The organism is Sphingomonas mesophila, assembly GCF_003499275.1.
GTDB lineage: Bacteria > Pseudomonadota > Alphaproteobacteria > Sphingomonadales > Sphingomonadaceae > Sphingomicrobium > Sphingomicrobium mesophilum.
Genome location: NZ_QWDF01000001.1, coordinates 457,092 through 469,471 on the forward strand (window position 1 = coordinate 457,092; position 12,380 = coordinate 469,471).

Consider the following 12,380-nt stretch of genomic DNA (forward strand, 5'->3'; position numbering starts at 1 on the left):
GGTCTATTGGCGCTTTGCGGCTCCTGATTCCTTCTTTTCGCTTCCTAGCGCGGGCGGTCCGACACTTGGGCCGCCAAGTCACAGAAGGAATACAATCATGACTACCGGAACCGTCAAATTCTTCAACGAGTCCAAGGGCTATGGCTTCATCCAGCCGGATGACGGGGGCCAGGACGCGTTCGTCCACATCAGCGCCGTCGAGCAGTCGGGCCTGCGTACCTTGGGTAAGGAGCAGCGCGTGACCTACGACCTGCAGCCCGACCGCACCGGCAAGATGTCGGCGGTGAACATCAAGGAAGCGTAAGCTTCACGACTTCGGGGGCGCCGGGCGAGAGTCCGGCGTCCCCCTTTTACCAGACGACCACAAGGAGCGCCCGCGAATGGATCTCGACCTCTATCTGGCGCGTGCCGGCGAGGCCCGTGCCGCGGCCGACGCGGCGACCCTCGACAATGTTCGCGAGCAATGCCTGCGCGCCGAGGAAGCCTGGTTGTCGATGGCACGCCGGCTCGAGCGGCTGATCGTGATGCAGGAACGCAACGAGGCCGAGAAAGCGGCCGCGCAGCAGCGAGTCGAGCTGGCGACTGAGCAATAAGGCCGTAAATCGGCTGATTTTTGTCAGTTTCGCGAAACGAGTTGCGCGCTTCCGGGTTGTCCCGCCCATGCGTATCCCTGTTGTGTCCCGCGACGACCCCACCCCGTCCGAATTCCACCGCCGCCGGGCCGAGCGCGAGCTCGACAAGGCGCTGAGCGCAAGCTCCGACGACAGCGCGCTGCGGCATCTCGAACTGGCGCGGCTTCACCATCACCGCCGGACGATGATCGCGGCCGCGCACGAGCGGCCCGCGGGCCAGGCGATCTTTCGCACCGACAAGGAAGCTTAGGGACGGACGTCCCGCATAGCTAAGCGCCGGACGACGTTCCGCGCGGCTCGTAATTCTGGCCGCTCTCGCCAGGCCCGTCGCGTGCCGCAACGTCGCCGCCGCCGAGATCGTCGCCGCTCGCCGGCTCGGGATAATCCTCGGGCGTGACGGTGCCCACGTCGGGGCGGTCTTCGACCCGTTCTTGCGGCTGGCCGCCGGGGGTGTCGGGCTGGTCGGAGCGGGTGCGGTCTTCGGTCATACCAGGCAAACGAGCAGGTTGCCCGCGAGTTGCACATCGGCAGCCGCGAACGCTGCGGCCGAACCGGCATTAACCATTTAAGGCATTGTTTTTCCCTGTATTGAGGCAGACATTCCCACACGCTTTGGGGGAAGGATGCGAGTCGCTTCTGCCATTGGCCGGGGGCGCCCAACCTCTCGCCCGGCGTGTCGCGTGACCATCACAAGTCTCCCGGCGGGAGGGTGTGATGGCGTATGGCGGCGTTTATGTGTTCGGTGACAGCCTGATCGATGCGGGCAATGCGCTCAAGCTGGCGCAATTCTATGGCAATCTGACCTTCAGCGACCTGCCCGACGGGGCGCCGGCCGCGTCGGACGGATACTTCCAAGGCCGCTTCAGCGACGGCTACACCTTCGCCGATCTGCTCAGCAACAAGGCGGTCGGCAAGCCGACGACGACCATCTTCCCTTACGGCTATGAGTGGAACGGGGTCGAGATCGCGCCGTGGACGACCGATCCCAAGGGCAACAATTTGAACTTCGGTTATGGCGGGGCGCAGGTCCGACAGGGCGGAGAGAAGGTGCCCGACCTCGACGGCCAGACCGACGCCTTTCGCGACGCGGTCGACGGCGATGCGCCGGGTGACGCCTTGTACATCGTCACTATGGGCGGCAACGACGTGCGCGCGCTGGCCAAGCCGGACCGCGCGCCGGCGAGCGAGGCCGAGGCCTATGCCGCGCTCGACGAAGTCGCGCAGCAACTGACCCATGAGCTCGGCCAGCTGATCGAGGACGGAGCGCGCCATTTTGTCATTACGGGCATAGCCGACGTCGGCCGGATCCCGGCCTACGACGCCGACGGCATCGCCGGGCTCAGCCCGCTCGAGCAACAGCGGGCGGACGCGGCGACGCTTTACTCGGTCTATCTCGACACGCTGATCCGGACCGAGGTGGTGCCGGCGCTCGACGCCCGCGGCGCGACCGTCACCTATGTGCCGATGATGGATTACCAGTCGGACGGGACGACGGTGACGGGCGGGCTCAACGCCATCCTGCCCACGCTTGAGGGCCTTTACGGCGTGGCGCCGGGCACCCTCACCACCGACCTGCTCGGCTACAAGGAACTGGTGTTCTTCGACCAGGTCCATCCGACCGCCCAGGTCCATGCGCTGTTCGGCTCCTATGCGCAGGCGCTGCTGAGCGGGACGAGTTGGGTCGAGACGTTGCCGATCGCGGCGGCGGACGTCGACTTCTCGATGAGTGGCAGCATCGCCGTCGCCGGCGAAGTCGACCAGCTGGTCGTGGCCGCGGTCGCCGGCACGACGTATCGCTTCGACCTGCTCGGGATGAGCTCGCTCGGCACGCCCGGGAGTTTGGGCGACCCGACACTGGCGATCCTCAGCGGGGGCGTCGGAATCGCGAACAATGCCGATGACGGCGCCGGGTTCGATGCAACCGTGACGTTCCGCGCCGCGACCAGCGGCAATGTGACGGTCCAGATGTCGGCCGTGGGCACGCTGACCGGCAGCTATCAGCTCATCGCCGCGGTGGTCGAAGGAGCGGCGGCGCTCGGCGGCAATGTCTATGTCGTGAGCAATGCCGCGACGGTGGTGATCGAGGGCGCCGGTGGGATCGGGCGCGACATCGTCCAGGCCGCGACCAGCTACGCGCTCGCCGCCAACAGCGAGATCGAGGAGCTCGCGACCACCAACGCGCGCGGAAAGGGGGCGATCAACCTGACCGGCAATGACTTCGGGCAGGCGCTGGTCGGCAATGCTGGGAGCAACGTGCTGGAAGGCAAGGGCGGCGCGGACGTGCTGACCGGTGGGGCGGGCAACGACGTCTTCGTGCTCGGGCCAATCGCGGCGGCGGGGCCGGGTAAGGCCGACACGATCACCGACTACGCCAAGGGCGACGTGGTCGACGTGTCGCAGGCGCTGGCCGTAGCGGCGGGGACCAATGTTGCGGCGGGCGGCTACCTTCGCGTGACGACCGGCGGACTAATCCAGGTCGATGCGAATGGCGGCGGCGACCAGTGGACAACGCTGGCCACGGTGGGCGGCAGCGGCTCGGTGAGCCTGCGCTATGCGAGCGGCGGAACGCTGGTCACGACCAGCCTCGCGCGGATCGTCGCGCCGAGCGCAATGGCGATGACCGGCGCGGTTGCGGGAGCCGGAACGGCGGTCGTCACTGCCGACGGCGGCGCGCTCGGCACGCCGGCGATGCCCTCCGCACAGGCCCTCACTTTCGGAAGCGACCAATTGGGCGCAGCGACGCTCGGGCTGATCGCAGCAACGCCGCAAATCTTCGAGCGGGGCTTCGTCGACAGCGGCGGCGCGAGGATGCCGGCAGTCGATCTCGTCGCCGATCTCGAGGGCCCACAGCTCGACTTCCTCGGCGGGCCGCTGCCGGCGTCGGCCGCGCCGTTGCTCGCGCCCCTGTTCGCCGACCATGCACCGGCGGCGATTGCGGCTCCGGTCGACATCAGTCATGGAGCGGGGAGGACCGCCGCGCTGGCGTTGGCGATGCCGGATGTTGCGGCGGTCGTTGCGGACGCGCTGGGCCCGGTGGGGCCAGTGAACGTGATCGATCAGATGCTCGACGGCCTTGCGTCGGCGGGAGCCAATCCGCTCGCTACTCTGGCGCCCGTATTCGCCGGTGAGAGCGGCGCCGGTGCGGTGAGCCTGGCGATGCCGATCGACCCTTTGCTGGCTCAAGCGGAGGCCGCTGCGCTGGCGGTCTAGCAGCGCCGCCCTTGGCCTGTGGGGCTTATGCCGCTATAGGCGCCCGCGTCCGGCAGCCTGAAGGCGCGGGCGGCCCGTCTTTTCCTGGCGAGCGAGTGGCACCGGCCGAGCGATGCTTGCCGCGCCTTCCCGCCCGTCCTCAGCCCGGGCCGCTCTCCCCCCAGGATGACGGGCGCTTCGGCGCGCATGGGGCGCGCTGCGGCAATTTGGCACAGCCAAGTCCGCCAGATGGTAAGCCGAGGAGTGGTTCCCGGCTGGCGGCCTTCGCATCATTTGAAAGTCTTGTTTCCTATGGCCACTACGGCATTTCCGAGCCGCGACGATTTCGCGGCGCTTCTCAACGAGACCCTGGGCGGTGAAAACGAGGCCTTCGAAGGCCGCGTCGTCAAGGGTACCGTCACCGGGATCGAGAACGATCTCGCGGTGATCGACGTCGGACTCAAGAGCGAAGGCCGCGTTCCGCTGCGCGAATTCGCCGCTCCGGGCCAGAAGGCCGAGCTGAAGGTCGGCGACACCGTCGAAGTCTATGTCGACCGGGTCGAGAATGCGCAGGGCGAGGCGATGCTGAGCCGCGACCGCGCCCGCCGCGAGGCCGCGTGGGACAAGCTTGAGAAGGAATATGAGGCCGGCAACCGCGTCGACGGCACGATCTTCGGCCGCGTCAAGGGCGGCTTCACGGTCGACCTCGGCGGCGCCGTGGCGTTCCTGCCCGGCTCGCAGGTCGACATCCGCCCGGTGCGCGACGTCGGTCCGCTGATGGACCTGCTGCAGCCGTTCCAGATTTTGAAGATGGACCGCCGCCGCGGCAACATCGTGGTGTCGCGCCGCGCGATCCTCGAGGAAACCCGCGCCGAACAGCGCAGCGGCCTGATCCAGAGCCTGGCCGAGGGCCAGGTGATCGAGGGCGTCGTCAAGAACATCACCGATTACGGCGCGTTCGTCGACCTCGGCGGAATCGACGGCCTGCTGCACGTCACCGACATCAGCTACAAGCGGGTCAACCACCCGGGCGAAGTGATCAACATCGGCGACACGGTGAAGGTCCAGATCGTCCGCATCAACCGCGAGACCCAGCGCATCAGCCTCGGCATGAAGCAGCTCGAGGCGGATCCGTGGGAGGGCGCTGCGGCCAAGTATCCGGTCGACGGCACGTTCACCGGCCGGGTCACGAACATCACCGAATATGGCGCCTTCGTCGAACTCGAGCCGGGCATCGAGGGCCTGGTCCACGTCTCCGAGATGAGCTGGACCAAGAAGAACGTTCATCCGGGCAAGATCGTCAGCACCAGCCAGGAAGTCGAGGTCAAGATTCTTGAGGTCGACGGCGAAAAGCGGCGCATTTCGCTCGGCCTCAAGCAGGCCCAGGCAAATCCGTGGCACGACTTCGCCGACAAATATCCGGTCGGCAGCGAGGTCGAGGGCGAGGTCAAGAATTCGACCGAGTTCGGCCTGTTCATCGGCCTTCCGGGCGACGTCGACGGAATGGTTCACATGTCCGACATCGCCTGGGGCGTGTCGGGCGAGGACGCGCTTCACCTCCACCGCAAGGGCGAAATGGTGAAGGCCCAGGTGCTCGAGGTCGATGTCGAGCGCGAGCGCATTAGCCTCGGCATGAAGCAGCTTGAGCGCGGCGGCATCGCCAAGGGCGGCGCGGCGGCCACCGGCGGCGGCCCGAACAAGGGCGAGACGGTCACCGTCACCGTGCTCGAAGTGCGCGACGGCGGGCTCGAGGTCCAGGTCGGCGACGGCGGGGTCAGCGGCTTCATCAAGCGCACCGACCTTGGCCGCGACCGCGACGAGCAGCGCCCCGAGCGCTTCCAGGTCGGACAGAAGTTCGACGCACTCGTCACCGGCTTCGACCGGTCGAAGAAGCCGAACTTCTCGATCAAGGCGTTGCAGATCGCCGAAGAGAAGCAGGCGGTGGCGCAGTACGGCTCGTCCGACAGCGGCGCGAGCCTTGGCGACATCCTCGGCGCGGCGCTGAAGCAGGCCGGCGCCAAGGGTGCGGAGGAAGCTCCGGCCAAGGCGGCCAAGGCGGCCAAGTCCAAGAAGGCCGACGCGGCCGAGGCTCCGGCCGACGACGAACAGGTCGAAGCGCCTGCCGAAGCCAGCGAGGAAGCCGCGGCCAAGCCGGCCAAGAAGTCTGCCAAGGCCAAGAAGGCCGACGCCGAGACCGCCGAGCAGCCGGCTGCTGAGGAGCCGGCCGCGGAAGCGACCGCTGAATCGGCCGCCGCCGACGAGACGGCGACCGACGCGTAAACGACACGGCGGGGGCGCGGCGTCCGGTCGATGCCGCGCCCCCGTTCGCCGAACGGTACCGGCGAAGCGCTTGCACCAGCGCGATTTTCCTGACAGCACGATGCTGCCAAGCCTCCGGGGGGAGCCAAGACCATGATCCGATCCGAACTCGTCCAGAAGTTGTGCGAGGACTTCCCGGATTTGACCCAGCGCGAGATCGAAAGCGTGGTCGGCGCATTGTTCGACAGCATCACAGATCAGCTCGCCCAGGGCGGCCGGGTCGAGCTGCGCGGCTTTGGCGCCTTTTCGACCCGCCAGCGCGACGCGCGCGTCGGCCGCAACCCGCGCACCGGCGCGTCGGTCGAGGTCAAGGCCAAGAAGGTGCCCTATTTCAAGCCGGGCAAGGAAATGCGCGAGCGGCTCAACCTTGGTGAAGTCACCGCCGAATGACCTTGCCGGCGGCCGTGCGGACGTGGCGGAACCGGTAGACGCTGGAGACTTAAAATCTTCTTCCCGGAAGGGAGTGCGGGTTCGAGTCCCGCCGTCCGCACCAATCCCGCCGCACTGACAAATTGTTAAAGCCTGTCTGCTAGCCCCCTTCGGGTGGGCGTGAACGAGAACCTGAGCGGCGATGCTCGCCGGAAGCCGGCCGAGCGGCGTGCGCCGCTCGAGCTGCTGGTGTCGGTGGTGGTCATCGTCGCCACCCTGCTGCTCATCCTCAACGGCACTAACTTCCTCGCCAGCGCCGAGCGCTGGGCAGGCGACAGCGCCAAGCTCAACCTCATCATGGTGATGCTCAACGTCGCGCTGATCATCGCCGGCCTGCGCCGACTGTCCGAGATCCAGAACGACAATGAACGACGGCTCGACGCCGAGCGGCGGGCGGCCGAGCTGGCGTCGAGCGACATCGTCACCCGCCTCGCCAACCGCAAGGGCCTTGCCGACCGCGGCCAGGAATTGCGCGCGACGCTGATCGCAACAGGGCAGTGGATGGCGGTGGTGTCGCTGCAGTTGCATCGCTTCAAGTCGATCAACGACCGTCACGGCTATGAAACGGGTGACGCGCTGTTGCGCCTGATCGCCGCCGCGGTGCGCGAGATCGCCCCGAAGGACGCGATCGCCGCCAGGATCAACGGCGATGAATTCGCGCTCGCTTTTGCCATTGCGCCGGGCGCCGCTGGAGAATGCGAAAAGGTCGCCGCCGAAGTGCTTCGCCGCGTCACCGCGCCGTTCGACCTTGCCGGCAAGATGCTCCAGGTCGGCGCCTATGCCGGGATCGCCACCGGCGACGCAGCGGACTCACCCCTGCCCGATTTGTTGCGGCGGGCCGATATTGCGCTGGAACGGGCGCGCAGCGGTCGCTCGGCCCGGCCCGTCTCGTTCGACGAGGGCATGGAGCGCGCGCTGATCGCGCATGTCGAGATCGAGCAGGGCATCCGCTACGCCATCGAGCATCAGCAATTCGTGCCGTTCTTTGAGCCGCAGGTCGATCTCGCCACCGGCACGATCCACGGCTTCGAGGTGCTGGCGCGCTGGAACCACCCGCTGACCGGGTTAATCATGCCGGAGGTGTTCATCCCGGTTGCTGAGGAGCACGGCCTGATCAGCGCGATGTCCGAGCAGGTCATCGCCCAGGCGCTCCAGGCGGCGGTGAAGTGGGACCCGAAGCTGACCATCTCGGTCAACATCTCGCCGTCGCAGCTGGCCGATCCGTGGCTTGCACAGCGGCTGATTCGCTTGCTGTCGGAGGCCGGATTTCCGCCCGAGCGGCTGATCGTCGAGATCACCGAAAGCTCGCTGCTGGCCGACCTCGAGCTGGCGCGGGCGATCACCGCAAGCCTCAAGAACCAGGGCATCCGCCTCGCGCTCGACGATTTCGGAACCGGCTTCTCGAGCCTCGCGCATTTGCGTTCGCTGCCGTTCGACATGATCAAAATCGACCGCAGCTTCACCGCGGCGGTGACGACCAATGCCGAGTGCGCCGCAATCGTCCGCGCCGTTACCGACCTCGCCCAGGCCATCAAGGTGCCGGTGATCGTCGAAGGGATCGAGGACGCGCCGACCCATGCCGCGGTGCTCGGTTACGGCTGCGCCTTCGGGCAGGGCTGGTATTTCGGCAAGCCGACCAACGCCGCCCAGGCCGAGCAGTTGATCGGGCGCGGTGCGGCCCCGGCGATCGAGGCCCCGGCCCGGGCGCGCCGCGCCTCCTAGAACCCGCCAAGCACAAGCTGATTTCGTGCCGCTGTCCCGGTCCGGGACGGTCAAGGAACCCTGATGCCTAACGCCGGGTTGAACGACGTGGTAAAAACGGCATTAAGGTTTGCACATGTCTCCCGCGTCGCCGCTTCGCAAATCCCCAACCGCCTTCGGCCGGCGGGCGGCCGCGGTGGCGATCGAGCCAAACCACAGCAGCCTTGCCGACGACCTCAGGATATTCGTCTTGTTCTTTGCCGGCGGCTTCACCTTCATGGGCGTCTATCTCGCCTAGTCGCAGGCGAGGTGTAGCTTCCAGCCGAGCCATGCCGCGAGGGTGCTGGCGGCAGCGACGATCAGCAGGCTGTCGGCGACCGTGACGCCCATCATCACCGCGCCGGTCAGCACCAGCGTCGCAAACACCATTAGCCCGCTGTTGACGATGTTGTTGGCGGCAATGGTGCGCGCGGTTTCCGACTTGGGCACGGTGGTCGTCAGGAAGGCGTAGAGCGGCACCACGAACATCCCCCCGGCGATCGCCACGCCAAGCAGGTCGAACACGATCAGCCAGCTTCCGTCCATTGCCAGGAAGGTCGACAGGTCGCGCAGTTCGGGCCCCTCGCCGGGCCACACGCGGACCCGGCGGTAAAGGTCGAGGACGAACAGCCCCATGGCGATCGCCGCGGCGGGCGCGAACTTGGCCGAGACCTCGCCGCCAAGCAGCCGGTTGATCGCCACCGACCCGAGCGCCACGCCGACCGAGAAGGTCGCCAGGAACAGGGTCGCGACGGTCTGGTCGGCGCCGAGCGCATTCTTCACCAAAGGCGGGAATTGCGCCGCAAGCACTGCGCCCATCGCCCAGAAGAAACTGATCGCGATGATCGCGAGGAACAGTCGCGGGATGTGCAGCGTGGCGCTGACCAGGCGGATCGAGGCGCGCACGATGTGCCAGTCGAAATGGAAGGGCGGTGCGTCGGGATCGGGCGGAGCGGGCGGCACGAAATGGCCGGTGATGCGGCCGACGATGGCGACCGCGATGACCGCCACCGCAGCCCATTTGGCATGAAAGCTGCCATCAGGGTTCTGCAGCACCAGCACGCCGCCGAGCAGCGTCCCGCCGAGGATGCCGATATAGGTCCCGGCCTCGACCAGCCCGGTGCCGGCGAGCACCTCGTCGCCGCGCAGATGCTGCGGCAGGATGGCGTATTTGATCGGCCCGAAGAATGTCGAGTGGATCCCCATCGCGCACAACGCAAACAGCAGCGCCGGCACGTTTTGCAGAAGCAGGCCGGCAGCGCCGACCAGCATGATCAGGATCTCGGCGGTCTTGACGATTCGCACGATCGCCGCCTTGTCCCGCTCGTCGGCAAGCTGGCCGGCGAGCGCCGACAAGACGAAGAACGGCAGGATGAACAGCCCACCGGCGATGGCGCTGAACGTCGCCTCCTGCTGCGGGTCGCGGTAGATGCCGTAGATCACCAGCATCACCATCGCCGTGCGGAATAGATTGTCGTTGAACGCGCCGAGGAACTGGGTGAGGAAAATCGGCACGAAGCGGCGCGTGCGCAGCAGATGCATCGAATTCTGCATTGGCCGTCAGGCCCGGCGCGCGCTGGTGGGACGAATCATCGGATGGCGGGTGTAGCCGGTTGCCCGGGCTCCGCAAGGCGGGCGTCGGCCGCGTCTTTTGCGTTTCGCCGCGCTTTGCCTATGACGCGCGGGGATGCTGAGCCTGCCGAACCTCCTGACCTTGTCGCGCATCGTTGCGGTGCCGCTGCTGGTGTTCCTGCTGTGGCGGCCGAGCCCGATCGATTATCTCATCACCTTCGTGCTCTACTGCCTGGTCGGGATCACCGACTATTTCGACGGCTATGTCGCGCGCGTGCAGGGCAAGATCAGCCGGCTCGGCCAGTTCCTCGATCCGATCGCCGACAAGATCATGGTCGCGGCGGTGCTGATGATGCTGATCTCCAGCCGCAAGGCCAATCCGGTGCCCGAGATCGACGGGCTGCACATCATCGCCGCGCTGATCATCCTGCTGCGCGAGATCATCGTCTCCGGGCTTCGCGAATTCCTCGCGCCATTGAACGTGTCGATGCCGGTCAGCGCGCTCGCCAAGTGGAAGACGACGCTTCAGCTCGTCGCGCTCGGTGCGCTGATCCTGTCGGGCGCGTTCCCGGCGCACGAATGGGTTCACGTCACCGGGCTCGCCTGCCTGTGGGCAGCCGCGGCGCTGACTCTGATCACCGGCTACGACTATTTGCGGGCCGGGCTCAAGCACATGGACTAGCCGCGTTCGGCGGCGATTTCGGCGAGGCTCGCGGCGAGCAGCCGGAAGTCCGCCTCGCGCGGCGAGGACTTTCGCCAGATCAGGCTGATCCGGCGCGTGTCGTGCGCGGAATCGAGCGGACGCGTGACGATCCCGGTATGCTCGAGCAGGCCGGCGCGGATCGCCATCTGCGGCACGAAGGTGACGCCCAGCCCGTTGTCGACCATCTGCACCAGCGTGTGCAGCGAGGTGCCCATCATAGTGGCGCCGGAGCGCAGGTCGGGCCGGTTGCAAGCGGCCAGCGCATGGTCCTTCAAACAATGGCCGTCCTCGAGCAGCAGCAGGCGGGCCGGGTCGATCGCCGCGCTGTCGACTTCGCCCTCGGCAGGTGCATCGACGCCCGGGAATGCGAGCAGCAGGCGGTCCTCGAATAGGGTCGCGCAATCGACCTCGCCGCAGCCGAACGGCATCGCCAGAAGCACGCAATCGAGCTGTCCGCGGTGGAGCGCGTCGCACGCTGCCTGGCTCGGTTCCTCGCGGAGGTAAAGCTTGAGGCTGGGCCAGCGGTCGCGCAGCCCCGGCAACAGCGCCGGCAGAAGGAACGGCGCAATGGTCGGGATGACCCCCATGCGCAGTTCGCCACTGAGCGGCTGGCCCTCGGCGCGGGCGAGGTCGGCCAGCTCCTCGCTTTCTCGAAGGACGCGCACCGCCCTGTCGGAAATGCGGTTGCCGAGCGCGGTGAAGCGAACCACGCGCCGGGTGCGCTCGACCAGCGTAACGCCAAGCAGCGATTCCAGCTCGCGGATCCCGGCCGAGAGGGTGGACTGCGTCACGAAGCAGCTGTCGGCGGCACGGCCGAAATGGCCATGCTGACGGAGTGCGACGAGATATTGCAGCTGCTTGATGGTCGGCAAATGGACAGTCATCGATGGTTCCGATTAGTCGCGCCGCTCTAATCGAAACGCTGCTCTGACGCCATCAGGCGAACAGACGGTAGAGCGCGAACCCGCTGATCAGCGTGACGAGGGCTCCGACGAACGTCAGCAGGCGGTCGGGATTGACCAGCTTGGCGATCCACGCGCCGAACGGGGCGGCGACCACTCCGCCGATGAGCAGGCCGACGGTAGCGATGGTGAAGGCCTCCCAGCCGATCGCTGCCAGGAAGGTCGCGGAGATGGTTAGCGTGACGAAGAACTCCGCCGCGTTGACCGTGCCGATGGTGCGCCGCGGGTTGCTCCCCTGGACCAGCAGGTTGGAGGTGACGATTGCGCCCCAGCCGCCGCCGCCAGAGGCATCGAGGAAGCCGCCGACCAGCCCCAACGGCTCGACGATGCGCGGCTTGCGCTCGGTGTGGCGGTGCATCACGCCGCGGTAGAACAGGTAGAGGCCAAGCGCGGTCAGATAGATCAGCACGATCGGCCGAGCCGCTTCGGCGCTGATCCGGGTCAGCAAATAGGCGCCAAGGATCCCTCCGATCACCCCGGGCACCGCAATCCGTATCAGCAGCCGCCAGTCGACGTTGCCGTGGGCGACGTGGCTGATCCCCGAAATGGCGGTAGTGAAGGTCTCGGCGGTGTGGACCCCGGCCGAGGCGGCGGCGGGCGGCACGCCCATGCTTACCAACAGGGTGCTCGAGATTTGGCCATAGGCCATGCCCAGCGCGCCATCGACCAGCTGCGCGGCGAAACCTATCAGGATGAACGGGAGCAGCGGCGTCGGGTCCGCCAGCAGGGACTCGATGATCATGTCCTCCCCCAGTCGCGGCGCGGGGATGACGCAAAGCGCTGGCGGCGGCAAGCGCCGTGGCGGGACAATGCGCCACGCCGCCTTTTCAGCGC

Annotated in this window: 12 protein-coding genes, 1 tRNA gene and 1 pseudogene; 10 read left to right on the forward strand and 4 right to left on the reverse strand. The window is 67.1% G+C overall.

Annotated features, from left to right (window positions below; translation table 11 throughout):
* Positions 1-97: 97 nt before the first annotated feature.
* From D0Z60_RS02340 to D0Z60_RS02350, 3 genes are all read left to right on the forward strand, one after another.
* Entirely contained in the window at positions 98-304 is a 207-nt protein-coding gene (locus D0Z60_RS02340; protein ID WP_118856688.1) for a cold-shock protein, read from the forward strand.
* Positions 305-380: 76 nt separating this feature from the next.
* Positions 381-593 carry a hypothetical protein gene (locus tag D0Z60_RS02345; protein ID WP_118856690.1) on the forward strand — a complete coding sequence of 71 codons (213 nt, stop codon included), beginning with the start codon at positions 381-383 and terminating at the stop codon, positions 591-593.
* Between the two features lie 67 nt (positions 594-660).
* Positions 661-882 (forward strand): hypothetical protein, encoded by a 222-nt coding sequence (locus tag D0Z60_RS02350; protein ID WP_162888037.1) that lies wholly within the window; start codon positions 661-663, stop codon positions 880-882.
* Positions 883-901: 19 nt separating this feature from the next.
* Here the strand turns inward: D0Z60_RS02350 and D0Z60_RS02355 are convergent, their stop codons facing one another.
* Entirely contained in the window at positions 902-1,120 is a 219-nt protein-coding gene (locus tag D0Z60_RS02355; protein WP_162887998.1) for a hypothetical protein, read from the reverse strand.
* Between the two features lie 226 nt (positions 1,121-1,346).
* Here D0Z60_RS02355 and D0Z60_RS02360 point away from each other — a divergent pair, with 226 nt between their 5' ends.
* The 6 genes and pseudogenes from D0Z60_RS02360 (at position 1,347) to D0Z60_RS11590 (ending at position 8,568) form a co-directional block, all read left to right on the forward strand.
* Complete coding sequence (locus D0Z60_RS02360) at positions 1,347-3,842, forward strand: SGNH/GDSL hydrolase family protein (protein ID WP_118856696.1); 2,496 nt, start codon at positions 1,347-1,349, stop codon at positions 3,840-3,842.
* Positions 3,843-4,133: 291 nt separating this feature from the next.
* A pseudogene (gene rpsA, locus D0Z60_RS02365) lies at positions 4,134-5,828 on the forward strand (30S ribosomal protein S1); the annotation flags it as partial.
* Between the two features lie 405 nt (positions 5,829-6,233).
* Positions 6,234-6,530, forward strand: coding sequence for an integration host factor subunit beta (locus D0Z60_RS02370; RefSeq protein WP_118856700.1), 297 nt, complete (start codon positions 6,234-6,236; stop codon positions 6,528-6,530).
* A gap of 16 nt (positions 6,531-6,546) precedes the next feature.
* A tRNA-Leu gene (locus D0Z60_RS02375) sits at positions 6,547-6,633 on the forward strand.
* Positions 6,634-6,689: 56 nt separating this feature from the next.
* Positions 6,690-8,291 (forward strand): putative bifunctional diguanylate cyclase/phosphodiesterase, encoded by a 1,602-nt coding sequence (locus D0Z60_RS02380; RefSeq protein WP_118856702.1) that lies wholly within the window; start codon positions 6,690-6,692, stop codon positions 8,289-8,291.
* 115 nt (positions 8,292-8,406) lie between these two features.
* Complete coding sequence (locus D0Z60_RS11590; protein WP_162888038.1) at positions 8,407-8,568, forward strand: hypothetical protein; 162 nt, start codon at positions 8,407-8,409, stop codon at positions 8,566-8,568.
* On the opposite strand, the gene D0Z60_RS02385 is transcribed toward D0Z60_RS11590, so the two are convergent.
* Positions 8,565-9,863: an MFS transporter gene (locus D0Z60_RS02385; RefSeq protein ID WP_118856704.1), complete on the reverse strand. Its 1,299-nt coding sequence runs from the start codon at positions 9,861-9,863 to the stop codon at positions 8,565-8,567. The genes D0Z60_RS11590 and D0Z60_RS02385 overlap by 4 nt on opposite strands.
* A gap of 133 nt (positions 9,864-9,996) precedes the next feature.
* On the opposite strand from D0Z60_RS02385, the gene pgsA reads away from it, so the two are divergent.
* Positions 9,997-10,563: a CDP-diacylglycerol--glycerol-3-phosphate 3-phosphatidyltransferase gene (gene pgsA / locus D0Z60_RS02390; RefSeq protein ID WP_118856706.1), complete on the forward strand. Its 567-nt coding sequence runs from the start codon at positions 9,997-9,999 to the stop codon at positions 10,561-10,563.
* Here pgsA and D0Z60_RS02395 read toward each other — a convergent pair.
* Entirely contained in the window at positions 10,560-11,468 is a 909-nt protein-coding gene (locus D0Z60_RS02395) for a hydrogen peroxide-inducible genes activator (protein WP_118856708.1), read from the reverse strand. The genes pgsA and D0Z60_RS02395 overlap by 4 nt on opposite strands.
* Positions 11,469-11,520: 52 nt before the next feature.
* The gene (locus tag D0Z60_RS02400; RefSeq protein WP_118858394.1) at positions 11,521-12,285 is read right to left on the reverse strand and encodes a sulfite exporter TauE/SafE family protein; all 765 of its coding nucleotides are present in this window, start codon (positions 12,283-12,285) and stop codon (positions 11,521-11,523) included.
* Positions 12,286-12,380 lie beyond the last annotated feature (95 nt).

Coding starts and splice junctions, on each gene's coding strand:
- D0Z60_RS02340 (WP_118856688.1), top strand. CDS start 98: ATGACTACCGGAACCGTCAAATTCTTCAACGAGTCCAAGGGCTATGGC.
- D0Z60_RS02345 (WP_118856690.1), top strand. CDS start 381: ATGGATCTCGACCTCTATCTGGCGCGTGCCGGCGAGGCCCGTGCCGCG.
- D0Z60_RS02350 (WP_162888037.1), top strand. CDS start 661: ATGCGTATCCCTGTTGTGTCCCGCGACGACCCCACCCCGTCCGAATTC.
- D0Z60_RS02355 (WP_162887998.1), bottom strand. CDS start 1,120: ATGACCGAAGACCGCACCCGCTCCGACCAGCCCGACACCCCCGGCGGC.
- D0Z60_RS02360 (WP_118856696.1), top strand. CDS start 1,347: ATGGCGTATGGCGGCGTTTATGTGTTCGGTGACAGCCTGATCGATGCG.
- D0Z60_RS02370 (WP_118856700.1), top strand. CDS start 6,234: ATGATCCGATCCGAACTCGTCCAGAAGTTGTGCGAGGACTTCCCGGAT.
- D0Z60_RS11590 (WP_162888038.1), top strand. CDS start 8,407: ATGTCTCCCGCGTCGCCGCTTCGCAAATCCCCAACCGCCTTCGGCCGG.
- D0Z60_RS02385 (WP_118856704.1), bottom strand. CDS start 9,863: ATGCAGAATTCGATGCATCTGCTGCGCACGCGCCGCTTCGTGCCGATT.
- pgsA (WP_118856706.1), top strand. CDS start 9,997: ATGCTGAGCCTGCCGAACCTCCTGACCTTGTCGCGCATCGTTGCGGTG.
- D0Z60_RS02395 (WP_118856708.1), bottom strand. CDS start 11,468: ATGACTGTCCATTTGCCGACCATCAAGCAGCTGCAATATCTCGTCGCA.